The sequence below is a fragment of the Pseudomonas sp. SO81 genome (assembly GCF_030374125.1).
Taxonomy (GTDB): Bacteria; Pseudomonadota; Gammaproteobacteria; order Pseudomonadales; family Pseudomonadaceae; genus Aquipseudomonas.
On the sequence record NZ_CP126126.1, the window covers coordinates 782,702 to 801,173 of the forward strand.

Below are 18,472 nucleotides of genomic sequence, written 5' to 3' on the forward strand. Positions count from 1 at the left end.
CTAAAGGTCGTGCGTGGTGTGCCCCGTCGATAGCCGATGAGGGATGGCTGCGGCGGAGCGAAACGCGCGGACGGACGACCGGCCGCCCACGCGTGGGGTATTACAGGTGGGCGGCCTGGTATTCCTGCTCGGCTTCGTCGAAGCGCTTGAGCATGGTCGCGGACGGGCCGCTGCCGATGCGGCTGAAGACCAGGATGGCGACGGTGCCGAGGATGAAGCCCGGGACGATTTCGTACAGACCCATGCCAATCCAGTTCTTCCAGACCACCACGGTCACCGCGCCGACGATCATGCCGGCCAGGGCGCCGTTGCGGGTCATGCCTTTCCAGACCAGCGACAGAATCACCACCGGACCGAAGGCGGCACCGAAGCCGGCCCAGGCGTAGGCCACCAGGCCCAGTACGCGGTTTTCCGGGTTGGAGGCCAGCCAGATGGAGATCAGGGCGATCAGCAGGACCATGGCGCGGCCGACCCAGACCAGCTCGACCTGGCCGGCGTTCTTGCGCAGGAAGGCCTTGTAGAAGTCCTCGGTCAGGGCGCTGGAGCAGACCAGCAGCTGGCAGCTCAGGGTGGACATCACCGCGGCCAGGATGGCGGACAGCAGCACGCCGGCGATCCACGGGTTGAACAGAATCTTCGACAGCTCGATGAACACGCGCTCCGGGTTCTCGGTGACCGGGCCGGCCAGCTGCGGATTCGCGGAGAAGTAGGCGATGCCGAAGAAGCCCACGGCCACGGCGCCGCCGAGGCAGAGGATCATCCAGGTCATGGAGATGCGGCGGGCGGCCGGGATCGACTTGACCGAATCGGCGGCCATGAAGCGCGCCAGGATGTGCGGCTGGCCGAAGTAGCCCAGGCCCCAGGCCAGCAGCGAGATCACGCCAACGAAGGTGGCGCCCTTGAGCATGTCGAAGTTGGTGGCGTCTTCCAGCTGGATGGCAGCGAAGGTGCTGTCCATGCCGCCGGTGGCCACCATCACCATCACCGGAGCGAGGATCAGGGCGAAGATCATCAGGCTGGCCTGCACGGTGTCGGTCCAGCTCACGGCCAGGAAGCCGCCGATGAAGGTGTAGGCGATGGTCGCAGCGGCACCGGCCCACAGGGCGGTTTCGTAGGACATGCCGAAGGTGCTTTCGAACAGGCGGGCACCGGCCACCACGCCCGAGGCGCAGTAGATGGTGAAGAACACCAGGATCACCACGGCCGAGAAGATGCGCAGCAGCTTGCTGTTGTCCTCGAAGCGGTTGGTGAAGTAGTCCGGCAGGGTCAGGGCGTTGCCGTTGTGCTCGGTCTGCACGCGCAGACGGCCGGCGACGAACAGCCAGTTGAGCCAGGCACCGGCGATCAGGCCGATGGCGATCCAGCTTTCCGACAGGCCGGACAGGTACACGGCGCCCGGCAGGCCCATCAGCAGCCAGCCGCTCATGTCGGAGGCGCCGGCGGACAGCGCGGTAACGAAGCTACCGAGGCTGCGGCCACCGAGGATGTAATCGGAAAGGTTCTTGGTACGCAGGTAGGCAAACAGGCCGATAAAGACCATCGCGGCGATGTACACCACGAAGGTAATCAGCATGGGGGTGCTAGCTGTCATGGGGAGGATGCCCTCTCGCTTGTTGTTATGGCCGCGGGGTTGGCCGCGACTGGGTTGGCAAACGCGCCCGCTCGTGACGGACACTCGATTCCCCGGCCGTTGGGCCGGGGCTGTACAAGGTGGACGCCTGCTGCCGGCGCCCCATCACGCCATTCCCCTCCCGGAAACGACGACAGGGCCCATCTGCCGGGCCCCATGGGGGTGCCGACCGGCGGCAATACCGCGGCCTCTACCTTGGGTTTAGTCCATGACTCCGGCGACACAAGCGCAACGCGAACGCACGCATCCAGAGCGGGATGCAGGACTCTAGTGACAGCGGCATGACGGGTTCTTGCGGAAAACTCCGGAGTTTTTGCGAAAAACTCCGGAGCTGACGGGTTCAGATCTGGAAGCGCGCGAGCACGCCCTTCATCTTCTGTCCCAACTGATGCAGGCCCTGGGCGGCCGCCTCGGCCTGCTTGGAGCTGGACATGTTCTGGCTGCTGGCCTCGCGGATGCTCTCCATGGCCAGCACCAGCTGATCCATGCCGGCCAGCTGCTGCTGGGCCGACACGGCGATCTCGGCCACCGCTTGGGCGCCCTCGTCGATGTTCAGCGACAGCAGACGGATCGCCTCGCCGGCCTGGCCGGACTGCTTGACCCCCTCGCTCACCGCCCGACTACCCTGCTCCGCCGCCAGCACCGTGCTGCTGGTGGCGCGCTGGATCTCGCCGAGAATGCCGCGCACTTGCACGGTGGCCTGCTTGGACTGCTCGGCCAGGCTCTTCACCTCCTGGGCCACCACCGAGAAGCCCTTGCCCTGCTCGCCGGCCTTGGCCGCCTCGATGGAGGCGTTGACCGCCAGCAGATTGGACTGCTCGGCCAGGTCGTTGACCGTGGCGATGATCTCGCCAATGGTCTGTACCTGCTCGGCCAGGTGAGTGATGTTCTCGCCGACCTGCTCCATCTGCTGGTGGATGCGGCGCATGCCTTCGACCACCTCGTCCACCGCCCGCCGGCCATCCTGCGACACCTGCATCGAACGCTGCGCCGCCTGGGACACCGACAACGCGCGCTGGCTGGAGAGCAGCGCGGTCTGCTTGATCTCCTCCATGGTGGCGCTGGTCTCGCTGATGGCGGTGGCGGTCTCCGCCGTACCGCTGGCGATCTGATAGGCGCCGGCGGCGATCTCGCTGGCCGAATCGGTGAGCACGCCGATGCCGCCGCGGATATCGCCGTTAATCTGGCGCAGGTCCGCCAGCATCTGGGCGAAGGCGTTGCCCAGCAGGTCATTGGCGGACTGCGGCTGCACCTCGATGGTCAGGTTGCCGGCGGCGATCTGCCGCGCCGACTCGGCCATCTGCCGCAGTGACTGGTGCATGCGTGCGAAGGCTTGGCCGAACTGGTCGCTGGCGGATTGCGGCTGCACCTCCACGGCCAGGTTGCCGGCGGCGATCTGCCGCGCCGACTCGGCCACATGGCGCAGGGCCTGGAGCATGTCGGCGAAGGCATGGCCGAACTGATCGTCGCGCGACTGCGGCTGCACCTCGATGGCCAGGTTGCCGGCAGCGATCTGCCGCGCCGATTCGGCGGTCTGCCGCAGAGACTGCAGCATGCGCAGGATGGCGGCCTGCAGCGCGCCGATCTCGTCGGAGCGGGTACTGGCCGCGAGCTCCACCCCCAGGTTGCCGACGCTGACTCGATCGGCCACGGCGCTGACCGCGCGTAGCGGTCCGACGATGTTCTGGGTGAGGAACAGCGCGGCGGCAACCACCAGCAACGCGGACAGCGTCATGCCGAGCACTATGACCCATTGGCTGGTGTCCGCGCTGGCACTGGCCGCAGCATCGCGTGCGGCCTGCAGCTGCTCCTCCTCGGCGACCATCTCGCCGACCAGGCTGCGGATCTCGACCATCGCCTGCTTGCCCTTGTCGGTCAGCACCAGCTGCAGGGCCGGCTCGAAACCCTGGGCACGGCGCAGCTCGATGGTTTCCTTGAGCTCGGCCAGTTTCGTGGCGATCAGCGGCTCGAGCCGCCCCAGGCGACGTTGTTGCTCGGGGTTGTCGGCGGTTAGTTCGCGCAGGCTGCGCAAATCGCCGTCGAGCTTCAGCAACGCCGCGTTGTAAGGGTCCAGATAGCGCTCGGCGCCGGTGATGATGAAGCCACGCTGGCCGGTCTCGGCGCTCTGCACCGTGGCCAGCACGGCGCTCAACTGGGCCACCACCTGATGGGTGTGGGCGACCCAGCGCGAGGTCTCCAGCATGTTGAGGGTGTTGCGGTAGGAAATGCCGCCGATGACGACGATGACCAGCAGAATCGCGCAGAAGCTGACCCACAGCTTCGCCCCGATCGAGAACCTCATGTCCCTGCCTCCCCGGCCAGCCGCCGGCTCCGTGATGGTGCTCCGCCTTCAGTGATAGCTCAGATTCGCCGACTTGGCCCAGCGAACCCTCTATCTCGCGCAACACATGGAGACTGGAGGAAGGATCAGCGCTCGATAATCTGCCCGCGCATCGGCGCCAGGCGCGCCAGCAGGCGGTTCTGCACCGGCACCGCGACGCCCTCGGCGTCCATCGCGTCGATCAGGTCCTCGACCAGCGCATTGAAGTCGCTGCGGTCGATGTTCAGGCCCTTGTGGCTCTCCTCCATGCTGTCGCCGGTGTACACGCAGGGCCCGCCGGCCTCGACGCAGATCTGTTCGATCAGCTTGTCGCGCAGGCGCTCGATATCGATATCGGCAAAGTGGTGGGCGATGCGCGGGTTGCGCGCCGCGTTGAGCAGCATGCCCTCGACGATGCGGGTGATGCCCTGGTGCTCGCCGAGGCCGCGGTACAGGCTGTCGTCCTTGGGCGGCGGTGGGCTGGCGGTGCAGGCACCGAGCAGCAGAGCCAGGATGATCGACAATCCGCGCATGATCAGAAGCTCCCCTGCAGGGACAGGTAGACCCCGTCCTGATGATCGAGGCTGGCAATCTCGCCGAGCCGGGCGTATGCCAGCACCACGGCCAGGTGCTTGTTGGGGAAGTAGCCGACGAACAGGTCGGACCAGTCGTTCTCGCCGGCGAAGCTCAGGTTGTCCGGCTTCTCGCGGTACTCCACGCCCACCGCCCAGCGCGGGTTGAGCAGCACGGCGATGGAGCCTTCCTTGAGCAGCGAATGCTCGTCGCGGCGGTCGCCTCCGAAGCCCAGCAGGCCCTGCTCGTTGGCCCGGCTGTAGCGCAGGTTGCCGTTGAGCAGCAGGTTGTAGCCGAAGGCCGCACCGAGCAGCAGGCGACTGGCGGCCACATAGGCCTCGGTGTCCTCGTCACGCTCGGCGCCGACCAGGCTAGGCACCAGGAAGTCCTTCTGGCGTTTGTGCTCGATGCCCAGGGACACCTGCGGCAGACGGTCGTAGATCAGGTCGCCGAACAGGCGCACCTTGAGGCCGAGGATGTCCTGGCTGAGGCTGTTGTCCGGCAGGCTCAGATCGCGGGCCAGGGTGCCCAGGTCGAAACGCTGGCGGGCATAGGACAGCTCGACGCGATTGCCGTAGGACACGGCCAGGCCGCCGACGTCCAGCCGGTAGTCGCCGGTCTCCACCCGGGTCAGGAAGCTGGTGGCGCCCCACTCGCCCTCCTCGCCATAGCCGGCCAGCACTGCCCAGGGCACGATGCCGCCGCCGGCCGCACCGTCGATGCTGGTGGCACCGCCGGTGGCCAGCAGGCGCCCCTGCTCGGCCCCGGCCAGGGCCGGCAGCAGGCCGCAGAGGAGAAGGATCAGGCGTGTGCGCATGCTCAGAATACCTTTGCCAGTTGGGAGCCCTGCCATTGCCGCAGCCACTGCTCGAAGGCGGCGGCCGGCATCGGCTTGCCGATCAGATAGCCCTGGGCGGTATCGCAGCCCCAGCGCGCCAGCAGCTCCAGCATCGGGGCCAGTTCCACGCCCTCGGCCACCACCTTGAGGCCCAGGCTGTGGCTCATTTCGATGGTGGAGCGGACGATCACCGCGTCCTCGCTGTGCTCGTCCAGCTCGCGGATGAACGACTGGTCGATCTTCAGCTCCTGCACCGGCATGCGCTTTAGCTGGGCCAGGGACGAGTAGCCGGTACCGAAGTCGTCCACCGACAGCTGGATGCCACAGGCACGCAGACGCTGCAACACATCCAGGGCACGCTGCTGGTCGCGCATCATGGCGCTCTCGGTGATCTCGAACACCAGCTGCTCGGCCGCCACGTCCTGCTCCGCCAACTGTCGCCGGACCCGCTCGGCCAGCTGCAGATCGACCAGGTCCTCGGCGGAGATATTCAGCGACACCTGCATGACCAGGCCATGGCCGTTCCATTCATGCAGCTGACGCAGCGCCTCGCCGATTACCCAGGTGGTGAGCAGCTGGATGCTGCCGGTGCGCTCGGCCAGGGGAATGAACTCGCCGGGAGACACCATGCCGTAGTGCGGATGGTTCCAGCGCAGCAGGCACTCGGCCTCGTGCACCTGGCGCGCGGGGATATCCAGCTTGGGCTGGTAATAGAGGATCAGCTCGCCGCGCTCGGCGGCGTGGCGCAGATCGCGCACCAGGTTGATCTGCCGCTGGTGGGCGTCGTCGCGGCCCTCCTGATACAGCTCCAGGCGCCCGGACTGCTGGGCGGCGTCCTGCATGGCGATGGCGGCGCGGCGCAACAGATCGTCCGGGCTGTTGCCATGGGAGGGATAGGTTGCGATGCCGATGCTGCAGTCCAGGGCCACGTCCAGGGTGCCGACGCGCATCGGCTTGAGCAGCAATTGATGCAGGCGGTCCGCCGCGGCGATGGCGTTATCGCTGTCGCTGTTCTCCAGCATCAGCAGCATCTCGTCGTTGACCAGCCGCGCCAGGCTATCGCCGGGGCGCAGGGTGGCCTGCAGGCGCCGGCTGAGCTGCTGCAGGGCCAGATCGGCGCCGTCGGCGCCACAGCTGTCGAGGATGGAGCGGAAGTTGCCCACGCCGATGTGCAGCAACGCGGTGGGCCGCTCCGCGCTGATCGCGCTGCCCAGCCGCTCCAGCGCCAGGGTGCGGTTGGGCAGGCCGGTCAGGGCATCGTGCAGGGCGTTGTGGGCCAGCTGCCGCTCCCGCTCGGCGATGCCCTCCTGCATGCTGGTGAAGGCCAGGGCCAGGCTGCCCAGCTCGTCGCGGCGCTGCAGAGCGATCGGGGTGAAGTAGTCGCCGAGGCCGATGCGTCGAGCCACTCGCGCCAGCTCCTGCACCGGCTGCGCCAGGCTGCGCGCCAGCAGCAGCGCGCCGAGCAGCGAGCCGAAGAAGGCGGCCAGGGCGATCAGCAGAATGTCATGGTCCAGCGGGGCGAAGGCCTGCTCGGCCTGGTCCAGGGATTTGTGCAGCAGCGCCAGCACCTGGTAATCGCCAGCGCTGGCCAGGTCGCGCCACTCGCCCAGGTAGCGCTGATCGCCGGCCTGCAGCAGACGGCTGCCGCTTTCCTGTTTCTGCTGCAGGATTTCCTCGCGCAGGCGCTCATGCACGCTGGGCGGCAGGGTGCTGATCCAGCCGGTGGCCGCGCCGCGCTCGATGGACACCAGGGTCAGCTCCAGGTGGGTCAGCTCGCGCAATTCCTGAGCGAAATTCTCGTCGATGTGGAAGCCCATCACCACCCGGGCGATCGGCAGCGGCGCGCTGACGGCGGAGGCCACCAGCAGGTAGACCTCGCCCTCCACCGGCAACAGGAACACCTGGGCGCCCTGCCCGGCCTGCTCGGCGACCCGCCCGGCCAGGCGCTCGGCCGCCGCGGCGCCGATGCGCTGATCGCTGCTGACCTGCAGGGTGCCATCCAGCGCCAGCAGCAACGCGGCATCGGCCTTGATACGCGTGCCATGGTTGGCCAGCGCCGAGCGAATGGTGTCGCTGTCGCCGCTGGCCACCGCGTCCTTGAAGCCGAAGTCGGCCGCCAGCACCTGCACCGCATCGCGCAACTGGCGGCCGCGCAGCTCGATCAGTTGCTCCAGCACCCGGCCACCGACGCCGAGGTCTTCGCGCAGCTGGCTCTGCACCGCCACGCCGGTGGCGGCCTTGACCGAGAAGTACAGCGCGCCGACCACCACAGACAGGAGGAGGATCAGGACCCCGGCGATGCGCGCCTGAAAGCTATGGCTGAACTTCACTCGCCGCCTTCCTGAAGGCCTCGCCAAAGGCGCTGGGCTTGGGCGCAGCCGGCGCCACTGCAGCGCCCGCCAGCTGCAGCGGGAAGCGCTGGCTCAGCCCGGCCGCCGGCACCTTGAGGGTACCGGCGCTCAGCGGCAGCATGTTCTCCAGCTGCGGGTGCCACAGGGTGACCTGGTAGCTGCCTGCCGGCAGGCCATCGAGGATCAGCCGGCCCTGGGCATCGCTGACGGCATACCAGGGGTCGTCGGTGACATAGACGTAGCCGACCATCCAGTCGTGGATATTGCAGCCGAGCACCACCACGCCGGGCTTGTCGAACAGCACCGGCTCACTCGGCGTGCCCTTGTACAGGCGCAGCTCGAAACGTTTAGTCGGCGAGAAGGAATAGACGTGGTGGCGGATGTCGTCGCTGTTGGGGAACTTCACCGAAGTACCGCTGCGCACGGCCAGCACGCTGGGCACGAACTGCTTGTCGCGCTGATCCATGATCGCCGGCTCGTTGTGCGCCGAGGCGCCCATACCCTTGAGGCTGAGCACGGCGTTGGCCAGCGGCTGGCCCTGGCCATCCACCAGCTCGGCGGCTAGCCCGGCGGCGCCGGCCGGCAAGGTGATACAGCTGAGGAGCAGAGCCAGGGCGGCAAGGTGGCGCTTCATGGTGGCGACTTCCACTGCCCGGCAGCGCGGGCGACTGTACTTCGGGAGTTTCTGCAGCGTAGCCGACAGGCCGGCCAAGTTCACTTCAGGACAGCACGCTGCGATCGAAAATGAACCCTCCGGCGGCCTGGGGCCGATGCTCCAGCAGGTTCTGCGGGCGGCCCATCTTCGGCTGGTTCTTTTCCCCGGTATCGAGGATCCAGCCGTGCTGCTTCATCTTCTCCAGGCGTCCGCGCAGCGTGGTGTGCTGCACCGGCGGCCCGAGACTGGCCTGGAACGCCGCCAGCGCCTCGGTCACGGTGAAGCGCGGCGCCAGCAGGTAAAGCGGCAGCGAGGTGTACACCGCCTTGCCGGCCAGGCGCTCGGCGGCCTGGGCCACCAGCTGGGCATGGTCGAACGGTAGCGGCAACTCCTCGCCCAGCACCTCGGCCAGCGGGACGAAGCGCAGGTCATCGCCCTGCAGCTCGGTGTCCGGCGCCAGCAGCGCCAGGTAGAAGGTCGACAGCGACCAACCACGCGGATCGCGCACGGCGTTGCCCACGGTGGCCACCTGCTCCAGATGCTGCGGGGCGATGCGCGCCTTGTCCTGCAGTGCGCGCTCGGCGGCGGCGTCGAGGCTGGCGTCGGCACAACGGCCGTTGACCAGCACGCCCGGCAACGCCCATTGCCCCTCGAACGGCGCCTGGGCGCGGCGAATCAGCAGCAGCTGCAGCGCGCCCGCCAGGCGCAGCGCCACTATGTCCACCCCGGCCAGCACTTCGGCGGAAGCCATGTCCTCTCCTTCGTATTCCAGCGACTTATTTCATCTTGACGAATAACTCACAGAATTTCACGCGTCACGGTAAAAAACGCTTGCCAACTTATTTCATCAGATGGAATATGTAACCACCTCAACGGCAACAAGGAATGCCAAGATGAAAATCGCCAGCTTCGACGTCGATGCGCAAAAGGGCTTCACTCCCCTGTGCCCGAACGAGCTGCCGGTTCCCGGCGGCGATGCCATAGCCCCTGCCCTCAACCAGCTGGCCGAGCGCGCCGCCATGCGCCTGGGCAGCAAGGACGCGCACAGCCCGCAGGCCGCCTGGGTGGCGCCGAGCCACGCGGAGATGCTCAAGCCGCTGCCGCTGGCGAATGCCGACCTGTCCTGGGTCAGCCACTGCGTGCCGGGCACGCCGGGCTTCGAACTGCTCGACGAGCTGCCCGCCCCGCTGGACTACGACTACTTCGTGTGGAAAGGCGTGGAGCCGGACCTGCACCCCTACGGCGCCTGCTACCACGACCTGGCCGAGAAACGCAGCACGGGCGTCATCGAGTTTCTCCGGCACAATGGCGTGAACCGCGTGCTGGTGGGCGGCCTGGCCCTGGACTACTGCGTGAAGACCACCGCCCTGCAACTGCGCCGCGCCGGCTTCATGGTCGACGTATACCTGCCGGCCTGCCGGGCCATTGCCGAAGACACCGCCAACAGCGCCTGCGCCGAGATGCGCGCCGCCGGCATCGCCCTGCACGCCAGCCTGGATGAGCTGGATGCAGCGCTGAACATGGATGGAGACAACTGAGATGACCGAGAGCGTATTCGCCGAGCGCATCGTGCAGAACCTGCTGGACACCGACTTCTACAAGCTGACCATGATGCAGGCGGTGCTGCACAACTACCCCAACGCCGAGGTGGAGTGGGAGTTCCGCTGCCGCAACGCCGAGGACCTGACGCCTTACCTCGCCGAGATCCGCTACCAGATCGAGCGCCTGGCCGAGCTGGAAGTCACCGCCGATCAACTGGGCTTCCTCGAGCGCATCCCGTTCATGAAGGCCGACTTCATCCGCTTCCTCGGCCTGTTCCGCTTCAACCCGCGCCATGTGCAGACCAGCATCGAAGACGGCCAGCTGTGCATCCGCCTGCGCGGCCCCTGGCTGCACGTGATCCTCTACGAGATCCCGCTGCTGGCGATCATCAGCGAGGTGCGCAACCGCTATCGCTATCGCGAGGTGCTGCTGGAACAGGCCAGCGAGCGCCTGTACGAGAAGTTCGACTGGCTCAAGCGCGAGGCCTCGGCCGATGAGCTGGACGGCTTCCAGGTCGCCGATTTCGGCACCCGCCGACGCTTCTCCTACCGGGTGCAGGAGCAGATGGTGAAGATCATGAAGCGTGACTTCCCCGGGCGCTTCGTCGGCACCAGCAACGTGCACCTGGCCCGCGAGCTGGACCTGAAGCCGCTCGGCACCATGGCCCACGAGTGGCTGATGGCCCACCAGCAGCTCGGCCCGCGTCTGATCGACAGCCAGAGCGCCGCCCTGGACTGCTGGGTGCGCGAGTACCGCGGCCTGCTCGGCATCGCCCTGACCGACTGCATCACCATGGATGCCTTCCTGCGCGACTTCGATCTGTACTTCGCCAAGCTGTTCGACGGCCTGCGCCACGACTCGGGCGATCCGCTGCAGTGGGCGGAAAAGGCCATCGCCCACTACGAGAAGCTGGGCATCGACCCCATGAGCAAGACCCTGGTGTTCTCCGATGGCCTCGACTTTGCAAAGTCGCTGCAGCTCTACCGTGCACTTCACGGTCGTATCCACGTAAGCTTCGGCGTCGGCACCAAGCTGACCTGCGACATCCCGGGCGTCGAGCCGATGAACATCGTGATCAAGATGACCGCCTGCAACGGCCAGCCCGTCGCCAAGATTTCCGACACACCGGGCAAGACCCAGTGCCGCGACGAGAACTTCGTCAGCTACCTGAAACATGTTTTCCGCGTATGAGGACCCAGCCATGAGCAACCGCCAAGCCGAAATCGCCGCCGCCCTGGACGTGGTACCGCCCTTCGCCGACGAGGCCGCCCTGGTGGCGGAGATCGAGCGGCGCAAGAACTTCATCAAGAACACGTTGAGGAATTCGGGCCTGAAGGTACTGGTGCTGGGCATCAGCGGTGGCGTCGACTCCACCACCGCCGGGCGCCTGGCCCAGCTGTCGGTCGAGGAGCTGCGCGCAGAGACCGGCGATGCCGGCTACCGCTTCATTGCCGTGCGCCTGCCGCACAAGACCCAGCATGACGAGCACGATGCCCAGGATTCGCTGAAATTCGTCGGAGCCGACATCAACGACACGGTCAATATCGCCCCCAGCGTACTCGGCCTGGGCGAACAGGTCGCCGACCTGCAGAAGCTCTCCGAGCCGCGCCGCGACTTCGTCAACGGCAATATCAAGGCGCGCATCCGCATGGTCGCCCAGTTCGCCATCGCCAACGCCAACAACGGTCTGGTGATCGGCACCGACCACGCCGCCGAGGCGGTGATGGGCTTCTTCACAAAGTTCGGCGACGGTGCCTGTGACCTGGCGCCGCTCTCCGGCCTGGTGAAGGGCCAGGTGCGCGCCATCGCCGCGTACCTGGGCGCGCCACAGCACCTGGTACAAAAGACGCCGACCGCCGACCTGGAAGAGCTACGCCCGGGCAAGCCCGACGAAGAAGCCCACGGCGTGAGCTACGCCGAGATCGACGCGTTCCTGCATGGCGAGAAGGTCAGTGATGAGGCCTACGCCACCATCGTGCGTACCTACGACAACACCCGTCACAAACGCGAGTTGCCGCTGGTGCCGTGACGCCGGGCTGGCCCGCCTCAGTGGCGGGCTATCGGCGCGGGGGGTGGCTGATCGGGAATGGTCGGCTCGCCCGGAGGCTGCGGTAGGTCCGGCTTGCCGGGCTGGTCGGGAATATCCGGATCCGGCTGGCCAGGAATGGCGCCGTTCAGCTGCCAGCCACGCGGGCCTGGCGGAAAGAAATGAGTCAGTGTTGCGTACATGAGATGCCCTCCTCGGCGAACTCTGAGCGGTAGAGTTCGCCAGGGCCGGAGAAATTCACTGCATTTTCGTGCGTCAGGGCTTCTCGAATAGCACGCTGATGGAGACCAGCACCGCCTGCTCGGGGTCGTCGCCCAGGTGATAGTCGGGTGCCGGGCCATAGCCCAGCCAGATCTGCCGGCCGTTCTTCTGCAGCAGATCGGAACGCTCGTCGCCCGCCTCTTCCAGCCCCGCCAGATAAGCGCCTACCTGCTGCCGCGGCATGCCCAGGCGCAGCCGATCGTCAACCACGAAGCCCTCGGGCTGGCCTTTGCGCTCCACGTCCTGCAGCCAGCCAACAAACAGCTCGTCGGTGAACTGTTGCACCTTCCAGCAGCGCACCTCGCGCAGGCGCTCACCTTCGAACACCAGCAGCAGCGCATTGCCATACAAGAGACCACGCCGCCCCTGCTGCAGCGGTAGCTCGGCAGTCGGCTCACCGAGATGTTGTATGAAGGCAGCCGGTGGCGCGCTGGGCGCCAGGCCGAACACCTGGCCATCGGTGCGCAGGCCCAATTCGGCCTGGGCCAGGGTAGCGGCGCAGCCCAGCACGAGGCCGCCAGCCCATTTCCATAAGCTCATGGTGAATCCCTCCGGTTGGCAAACGAGCCGCGGCCCGTTGGCCGGCTATGCTGACCAATGCCAACCGTCGCCGCCAAGGACCGCCCCATGACGCCCATCGACTCGGACAGACACCTGCCGCGTACCCTGCTCGACACGCTGATCCGCGCTGGCCTCATCACCGCGCTGGTGGTGTCCTGCTATGAAGTGTTCCACCCCTTCCTCAGCCTCATGCTGTGGTCGGTGATCCTCGCCATCACCCTCTACCCGCTGCACCTCCTGCTCAGGCCACACCTGGGCAACAGCGACAGCCGCGCCGCCACGCTGATCGTACTGGTCGCCATGGCCGTGCTGTTGCTGCCGATCTACCTGCTCGGCGCCTCGCTGGGTGACTCGGTGGAGGTGGCGATCGACACGGTGAAAAGTGGCTCGCTGCGCATCCCCTCGCCGCCCGACTCCGTCGCCGGCTGGCCGCTGATCGGCGAGTCGCTGCACGGCTTCTGGGAGCAGGCCTCGTCCGACCTGACCAGCCTGCTGCAGCGCCTGGCGCCCTATATCAAAGATGTGACCCTGGTGCTGCTCGGCAAGATCGCCGGGGCCGGCGCCGGCTTCCTGGTGTTCATCGCCGCCCTGGTCATCGGCGCCATCATCATGGCCTACGGCGACAACGGCCACCGCAGCGCCCAGCGCATCGCGGCGCGCATCATCGCTCCCGAGCGCAGCGGACACTTCGTATTGCTCTGCACCGCGACCATCCGCGCCGTGGCCCAGGGCGTGATCGGCATCGCCTTCGTGCAGATGCTGCTGCTCGGCATCGGCTTCATGGTCATGGGCGTACCCGGCGCCGGGCTGCTGGCCATGGGCGTCCTGCTGCTGGGCATCATGCAGTTGCCACTGCCGCTGATCACCCTGCCGGTTATCGGCTTCGTCTTCTACAGCGAAGGCCCGACCCTGGCGGCCATCATCTTCACCATCTACACCATGCTCGCCGGCCTGGTCGACAACGTACTCAAGCCCCTGCTGCTGGGGCGCGGCGTCGATGTACCGATGCCGGTGGTGCTGATCGGCGCCCTGGGCGGCATGCTCAGCGGCGGTATCATCGGCCTGTTCATCGGCCCGGTGGTGCTGGCCGTGGGCTACAAGCTGTTCTGGCAATGGGTCGATACGCCGCCCGTGCAGATCCAGGGGTCGCCGTCGGAAGGCACCTGAGCCGGCCTGCGGGCACAAAAAAGCCGGGCAAGCCCGGCTTTCTTATGGCAGCGCCGATCAGGCCTTCGGCAAGGTCACGCCAGTCTGGCCCTGATACTTGCCGCCACGGTCGGCGTAGGACACTTCGCAGGCCTCGTCGGACTGCAGGAACAGCATCTGCGCCACGCCTTCGTGGGCGTAGATCTTCGCCGGCAGGTTGGTGGTGTTGGAGAACTCCAGGGTCACATGGCCTTCCCACTCCGGCTCCAGCGGGGTGACGTTGACGATGATGCCGCAACGCGCGTAGGTGCTCTTGCCCAGGCAGATGGTCAGTACGTCGCGCGGGATGCGGAAGTACTCGACGGTGCGGGCCAGGGCGAAGGAGTTCGGCGGGATGATGCAGACGTCGCTGTTGATGTCGACGAAGCTCTTCTCGTCGAAGTTCTTCGGGTCGACCACGGCCGAGTGGATGTTGGTGAACACCTTGAATTCGGCGGCGCAGCGCACGTCGTAGCCATAGCTGGAGACGCCGTAGGAGATCACCTTGTTGTCGTCGGCACCACGGATCTGACGCTCGACGAACGGCTCGATCATCCCGTGTTCCTGGGCCATGCGGCGAATCCACTTGTCCGATTTGATGCTCATGGCGGGCGTCCTGAAGCTATTGGCTGAAAAATGATCGCGCATCTTACCGGGCGTCGGGGCGTCGAGCCAAGGGGCGCCGGGCAGGTCGACGATGGGACTCGCCATCGTTAGGCTGTGCGCCTTTCAGCCAGGAACGGATGCCCCCATGTTCAAGAATCTGACGCCCCTGCTCTATCTGAAGCTCAGATCGCAGAGCATCAGCGGCCTGCACCTGCCGTCCGGCATGACCTTCGATGAACCGCCTGCGCTGGCGCTGCGAACCATCAAGGGTAAACGCGAAGCCATCGCCGTAGGTCACGCCGCGATAAAGCTGCAGGGCCAGGCGCAGGTAGAAGTGCTCAACGGCTTCGACCACCCGCGCTCACTGCTGGCGGACTTCGCCGTTGCGGAAAAGACCCTGCAGCTGCTCGTGAGCCAGATTGCAGGAAAAACCTTCCTCAAGCCGGAAGTGGTGCTGCATCCGCTAGAGCATCTGGAGGGCGGGCTGACGCAGATGGAGCGGCGTGGCCTGTACGAGCTATGTCGCGGCGCGGGCGCCCATAAGATCCATCTCTGGATCGGTCGCGAGCTGACCGTTGAGGAACTGCGTTCCCGGCAGTTCCCCAGTGAAGGCGGCTCGCTGCTGACGCCCTGAGGCGTCAGTCGTCACTGATCTCGATGGTCGGCATCGCCTGCGCACCCAGCCCCGACAGGGTGATGCGCGCGCCGACGCTGCGGGCCATCTCCTGGTAGACCATGGCGATCTGGCTCTCGGTATCGGCTACCACGGTCGGCTTGCCGCCATCGGCCTGCATGCGGATGGCCATGGACAGCGGCAGCGAGGCCAGCAGGTCGACGCCGTACTGGGCTGCCAGCTTCTCGCCGCCGCCCTCGCCGAACAGGTGCTCGACATGACCGCAGTTGCTGCAGATATGCACGGCCATGTTCTCCACCACGCCCAGCACCGGGATATTGACCTTGCGGAACATCTCCACGCCCTTCTTGGCGTCCAGCAGAGCCAGATCTTGCGGCGTGGTGACCACCACCGCGCCGGCTACCGGCACTTTTTGCGCGAGGGTCAATTGGATGTCGCCGGTACCCGGCGGCATATCGACGATCAGGTAGTCCAGATCGTCCCAGGCGGTCTGGGTCACCAGCTGCAGCAACGCGCCGGAAACCATCGGCCCGCGCCAGACCACCGGGGTGCTGTCGTCGGTGAGGAAGGCCATGGACATCACCTGCACGCCATGCGCTTCCAGCGGCACGAAGAACTTCTGGTCGCGCACCCGCGGCCGGGTACCTTCCGCGATGCCGAACATGATGCCCTGGCTGGGGCCGTAGATATCGGCGTCAAGGATGCCGACACGGGCGCCTTCGCGGGCCAGGGCCAGGGCCAGGTTGGCGGCGGTGGTGGACTTGCCCACCCCGCCCTTGCCGGAGGCCACGGCGATGATGTTCTTCACTCCGGCCAGCGCCGGCACCTGCTCCTGGGCCTTGTGCGCGGCGATGGCCACATCGACCTGCACCCGCGCCGACTCCACACCGTCCAGGCTCTCCAGGGCCATCTGCAGCATCTGCGCCCAGCCGTTCTTGAACAGCCCGGCGGCGTAGCCCAGCTCCAGGCGTACGGCGACCTTGCCGCCCTGGATATCGACTTCGCGCAGGCAGCCGGCGCTGACCGGATCCTGGTTCAGATGGGGGTCGGTGAACTGGCGCAGGCGGGCTTCGACCGCTTCGCGGGTGACGGCGCTCATGGGGCAACTCCGAAAGGCAGGGCAAAACAGGCGGGCATATTACCCCAGGGCGGCGCCCCGCACGGATGAAAAAAAACCGCCGCGCCTATATAGTGGCCGACTTCCCTCGTAACACCCGATGGCCCGATCACCATGTCTGAAGCCCGCAAGATTCTCGTTACCAGCGCCCTGCCCTACGCCAACGGCTCGATCCACCTCGGCCACATGCTCGAGTACATCCAGACCGACATGTGGGTGCGCTTCCAGAAGCTGCGCGGCAACCAGGCCATCTACGTCTGCGCCGACGACGCCCACGGCTCGGCCATCATGCTGCGCGCCGAGAAGGAAGGCATCACGCCGGAACAGCTGATCGCCAACGTCCAGGCCGAGCACATGGCCGACTTCGCCGACTTCGGCGTGGACTTCGACAACTACCACTCGACCCACGGCGAAGAAAACCGCGAGTTGTCCGCCGCCATCTACCTCAAGCTGCGCGACGCCGGCCATATCGCCACCCGCTCGGTGACCCAGTACTTCGACCCCGAGAAGGGAATGTTCCTCGCCGACCGCTTCATCAAGGGCACCTGCCCGAAATGCGCGGCCGAGGACCAGTACGGCGACAACTGCGAGAAATGCGGCGCCACCTACGAGCCGACCGAGCTGAAGAACCCGCGCTCGGCCATCTCCGGCGCCGTGCCGGTGCTCAAGGACTCCAAGCACTTCTTCTTCAAGCTGCCCGACTTCGAAGCCATGCTGAAGACCTGGACCCGCAGCGGCACCCTGCAGGACGCCGTGGCCAACAAGATCGCCGAATGGCTGGATGGCGGCCTGCAGGAGTGGGACATCTCCCGCGATGCGCCGTACTTCGGCTTCGAGATCCCCGACGAGCCGGGCAAGTACTTCTACGTCTGGCTGGACGCACCGATCGGCTACATGGCCAGCTTCAAGAACCTCTGCGCCAAGCGCCCGGAGCTGGACTTCGACGCCTTCTGGAATAAGGACTCGACCGCCGAGCTGTACCACTTCATCGGCAAGGACATCGTCAATTTCCATGCCCTGTTCTGGCCGGCGATGCTCGAAGGCGCCGGCTACCGCAAGCCCACCGCGGTCAACGTGCACGGCTACCTGACCGTCAACGGCCAGAAGATGTCCAAGTCGCGCGGCACCTTCGTCAAGGCGCGTACCTACCTGGACCACCTGAACCCGGAATACCTGCGCTACTACTACGCGTCCAAGCTGGGCCGTGGCGTCGATGACCTCGACCTCAACCTCGAAGACTTCGTGCAGAAGGTCAACTCCGACCTGGTCGGCAAGGTGGTCAACATCGCCAGCCGCTGCGCCGGTTTCATCCACAAGGGCAACAATGGGGTTCTTGTAGACGCCAACCCCGAGCCGGAGCTGTGGGCCGCCTTCCAGGCCGCCGCCCCGAGCATCGCCGACGCCTACGAGGCGCGCGACTTCTCCCGCGCCATGCGCGAAATCATGGCCCTGGCCGACCGCGCCAATGCCTGGATCGCCGACAAGGCGCCCTGGGCGCTGAACAAGGTCGAGGGCAAGCAGGCCGAGGTGCAGGACATCTGCGCCCTGGGCGTCAACCTGTTCCGCCAGCTGGTGATCCTGCTCAAACCGGTATTGCCGAAGCTGGCCGCCGACGCCGAGGCCTTCCTCAACGTCGCCCCGCTAACCTGGAATGATCTGGCAACCCCGCTGGCCAACCACCAGCTGAACCCGTTCAACCCGCTGCTGACCCGTATCGAACCCGCGAAGATCGAAGCCATGACCGAAGCCTCCAAGGAAGACCTCGCCGCCGAAGCCACCAAGCCTGCAGGCAACGGTGAGCTGACCAAGGACCCGCTGGCCGCCGAGATCAACTTCGACGCCTTCGCCGCGGTGGACCTGCGCATCGCCCTGATCGAGAAGTGCGAGTTCGTCGAGGGTGCCGACAAGCTGCTGCGCCTGTCGCTGGACATCGGCGACGAGAAGCGCAACGTGTTCTCCGGCATCAAGTCCGCCTACCCGGACCCGAGCAAGCTGGAAGGCCGCCTGACCCTGTACGTGGCCAACCTGGCCCCGCGCAAGATGAAGTTCGGCGTCTCCGAAGGCATGGTTCTGGCCGCCGGCCCTGGCGGTGAGGAAATCTACCTGCTCAGCCCGGACAGCGGCGCCAAGCCCGGCCAGCGCGTCAAGTAAG

At 66.4% G+C, this 18,472-nt stretch carries 17 protein-coding genes; 6 read left to right on the forward strand and 11 right to left on the reverse strand.

Going from position 1 to position 18,472, the window contains the following annotated elements; all coding sequences use genetic code 11:
• Positions 1 to 100: 100 nt before the first annotated feature.
• The 7 genes from putP to OH686_RS03730 all read right to left on the reverse strand — a co-directional run bounded on the left by putP (position 101) and on the right by OH686_RS03730 (position 9,118).
• Positions 101 to 1,591: a sodium/proline symporter PutP gene (gene putP / locus OH686_RS03700; protein WP_289536226.1), complete on the reverse strand. Its 1,491-nt coding sequence runs from the start codon at positions 1,589 to 1,591 to the stop codon at positions 101 to 103.
• 379 nt (positions 1,592 to 1,970) lie between these two features.
• Positions 1,971 to 3,932, reverse strand: coding sequence for a CHASE3 domain-containing protein (locus tag OH686_RS03705; RefSeq protein WP_289536227.1), 1,962 nt, complete (start codon positions 3,930 to 3,932; stop codon positions 1,971 to 1,973).
• A 125-nt stretch (positions 3,933 to 4,057) separates the two neighbouring features.
• Entirely contained in the window at positions 4,058 to 4,483 is a 426-nt protein-coding gene (locus OH686_RS03710; protein ID WP_289536229.1) for a group I truncated hemoglobin, read from the reverse strand.
• A 2-nt stretch (positions 4,484 to 4,485) separates the two neighbouring features.
• Complete coding sequence (locus OH686_RS03715) at positions 4,486 to 5,340, reverse strand: DUF3034 family protein (protein ID WP_289536231.1); 855 nt, start codon at positions 5,338 to 5,340, stop codon at positions 4,486 to 4,488.
• 2 nt (positions 5,341 to 5,342) lie between these two features.
• The gene (locus tag OH686_RS03720) at positions 5,343 to 7,691 is read right to left on the reverse strand and encodes a putative bifunctional diguanylate cyclase/phosphodiesterase (protein WP_289536234.1); all 2,349 of its coding nucleotides are present in this window, start codon (positions 7,689 to 7,691) and stop codon (positions 5,343 to 5,345) included.
• Positions 7,675 to 8,346, reverse strand: coding sequence for a methylamine utilization protein (locus OH686_RS03725; RefSeq protein WP_289536236.1), 672 nt, complete (start codon positions 8,344 to 8,346; stop codon positions 7,675 to 7,677). Before OH686_RS03725 ends, OH686_RS03720 begins: the two co-directional genes overlap by 17 nt.
• 85 nt (positions 8,347 to 8,431) lie before the next feature.
• The gene (locus OH686_RS03730) at positions 8,432 to 9,118 is read right to left on the reverse strand and encodes an NUDIX domain-containing protein (protein ID WP_289536237.1); all 687 of its coding nucleotides are present in this window, start codon (positions 9,116 to 9,118) and stop codon (positions 8,432 to 8,434) included.
• 100 nt (positions 9,119 to 9,218) lie between these two features.
• Between OH686_RS03730 and OH686_RS03735 the strand changes: the two genes are divergently transcribed.
• From OH686_RS03735 to nadE, 3 genes are read left to right on the forward strand one after another with little or no spacing between them, the layout of a single operon-like run.
• Positions 9,219 to 9,905: a nicotinamidase gene (locus OH686_RS03735; RefSeq protein WP_502942768.1), complete on the forward strand. Its 687-nt coding sequence runs from the start codon at positions 9,219 to 9,221 to the stop codon at positions 9,903 to 9,905.
• Position 9,906: 1 nt separating this feature from the next.
• Positions 9,907 to 11,100: a nicotinate phosphoribosyltransferase gene (gene pncB / locus OH686_RS03740; RefSeq protein WP_289536241.1), complete on the forward strand. Its 1,194-nt coding sequence runs from the start codon at positions 9,907 to 9,909 to the stop codon at positions 11,098 to 11,100.
• A gap of 10 nt (positions 11,101 to 11,110) precedes the next feature.
• A complete protein-coding gene (gene nadE, locus OH686_RS03745) occupies positions 11,111 to 11,938 on the forward strand; it encodes an NAD(+) synthase (RefSeq protein WP_289536243.1) in 828 nt (275 codons plus the stop codon).
• Positions 11,939 to 11,955: 17 nt separating this feature from the next.
• Here the strand turns inward: nadE and OH686_RS03750 are convergent, their stop codons facing one another.
• Complete coding sequence (locus OH686_RS03750; protein WP_256662188.1) at positions 11,956 to 12,138, reverse strand: hypothetical protein; 183 nt, start codon at positions 12,136 to 12,138, stop codon at positions 11,956 to 11,958.
• Between the two features lie 73 nt (positions 12,139 to 12,211).
• Positions 12,212 to 12,757 carry a hypothetical protein gene (locus tag OH686_RS03755; protein ID WP_289536245.1) on the reverse strand — a complete coding sequence of 182 codons (546 nt, stop codon included), beginning with the start codon at positions 12,755 to 12,757 and terminating at the stop codon, positions 12,212 to 12,214.
• Between the two features lie 87 nt (positions 12,758 to 12,844).
• On the opposite strand from OH686_RS03755, the gene OH686_RS03760 reads away from it, so the two are divergent.
• Positions 12,845 to 13,945, forward strand: a complete 1,101-nt coding sequence (locus OH686_RS03760; RefSeq protein WP_289536247.1) for an AI-2E family transporter — start codon at positions 12,845 to 12,847, stop codon at positions 13,943 to 13,945.
• A 57-nt stretch (positions 13,946 to 14,002) separates the two neighbouring features.
• Here OH686_RS03760 and dcd read toward each other — a convergent pair whose 3' ends face one another.
• On the reverse strand, positions 14,003 to 14,569 hold the full coding sequence (gene dcd / locus OH686_RS03765; RefSeq protein ID WP_137972634.1) for a dCTP deaminase: 567 nt from the start codon (positions 14,567 to 14,569) through the stop codon (positions 14,003 to 14,005).
• A 145-nt stretch (positions 14,570 to 14,714) separates the two neighbouring features.
• Here dcd and OH686_RS03770 point away from each other — a divergent pair, with 145 nt between their 5' ends.
• Positions 14,715 to 15,203 (forward strand): rod shape-determining protein, encoded by a 489-nt coding sequence (locus tag OH686_RS03770; protein ID WP_289536250.1) that lies wholly within the window; start codon positions 14,715 to 14,717, stop codon positions 15,201 to 15,203.
• A 4-nt stretch (positions 15,204 to 15,207) separates the two neighbouring features.
• Here the strand turns inward: OH686_RS03770 and apbC are convergent, their stop codons facing one another.
• Positions 15,208 to 16,302, reverse strand: coding sequence for an iron-sulfur cluster carrier protein ApbC (gene apbC / locus OH686_RS03775; RefSeq protein ID WP_289536252.1), 1,095 nt, complete (start codon positions 16,300 to 16,302; stop codon positions 15,208 to 15,210).
• Positions 16,303 to 16,434: 132 nt separating this feature from the next.
• On the opposite strand from apbC, the gene metG reads away from it, so the two are divergent.
• On the forward strand, positions 16,435 to 18,471 hold the full coding sequence (metG, locus tag OH686_RS03780; RefSeq protein WP_289536253.1) for a methionine--tRNA ligase: 2,037 nt from the start codon (positions 16,435 to 16,437) through the stop codon (positions 18,469 to 18,471).
• Position 18,472: the final 1 nt, after the last annotated feature.

What these genes read in the sequence shown, in the direction of transcription:
- putP (WP_289536226.1), bottom strand. Translation starts at nt 1,591, where the DNA reads ATGACAGCTAGCACCCCCATGCTGATTACCTTCGTGGTGTACATCGCC.
- OH686_RS03705 (WP_289536227.1), bottom strand. Translation starts at nt 3,932, where the DNA reads ATGAGGTTCTCGATCGGGGCGAAGCTGTGGGTCAGCTTCTGCGCGATT.
- OH686_RS03710 (WP_289536229.1), bottom strand. Translation starts at nt 4,483, where the DNA reads ATGCGCGGATTGTCGATCATCCTGGCTCTGCTGCTCGGTGCCTGCACC.
- OH686_RS03715 (WP_289536231.1), bottom strand. Translation starts at nt 5,340, where the DNA reads ATGCGCACACGCCTGATCCTTCTCCTCTGCGGCCTGCTGCCGGCCCTG.
- OH686_RS03725 (WP_289536236.1), bottom strand. Translation starts at nt 8,346, where the DNA reads ATGAAGCGCCACCTTGCCGCCCTGGCTCTGCTCCTCAGCTGTATCACC.
- OH686_RS03730 (WP_289536237.1), bottom strand. Translation starts at nt 9,118, where the DNA reads ATGGCTTCCGCCGAAGTGCTGGCCGGGGTGGACATAGTGGCGCTGCGC.
- OH686_RS03735 (WP_502942768.1), top strand. Translation starts at nt 9,219, where the DNA reads ATGGAATATGTAACCACCTCAACGGCAACAAGGAATGCCAAGATGAAA.
- pncB (WP_289536241.1), top strand. Translation starts at nt 9,907, where the DNA reads ATGACCGAGAGCGTATTCGCCGAGCGCATCGTGCAGAACCTGCTGGAC.
- nadE (WP_289536243.1), top strand. Translation starts at nt 11,111, where the DNA reads ATGAGCAACCGCCAAGCCGAAATCGCCGCCGCCCTGGACGTGGTACCG.
- OH686_RS03750 (WP_256662188.1), bottom strand. Translation starts at nt 12,138, where the DNA reads ATGTACGCAACACTGACTCATTTCTTTCCGCCAGGCCCGCGTGGCTGG.
- OH686_RS03755 (WP_289536245.1), bottom strand. Translation starts at nt 12,757, where the DNA reads ATGAGCTTATGGAAATGGGCTGGCGGCCTCGTGCTGGGCTGCGCCGCT.
- OH686_RS03760 (WP_289536247.1), top strand. Translation starts at nt 12,845, where the DNA reads ATGACGCCCATCGACTCGGACAGACACCTGCCGCGTACCCTGCTCGAC.
- dcd (WP_137972634.1), bottom strand. Translation starts at nt 14,569, where the DNA reads ATGAGCATCAAATCGGACAAGTGGATTCGCCGCATGGCCCAGGAACAC.
- OH686_RS03770 (WP_289536250.1), top strand. Translation starts at nt 14,715, where the DNA reads ATGTTCAAGAATCTGACGCCCCTGCTCTATCTGAAGCTCAGATCGCAG.
- apbC (WP_289536252.1), bottom strand. Translation starts at nt 16,302, where the DNA reads ATGAGCGCCGTCACCCGCGAAGCGGTCGAAGCCCGCCTGCGCCAGTTC.
- metG (WP_289536253.1), top strand. Translation starts at nt 16,435, where the DNA reads ATGTCTGAAGCCCGCAAGATTCTCGTTACCAGCGCCCTGCCCTACGCC.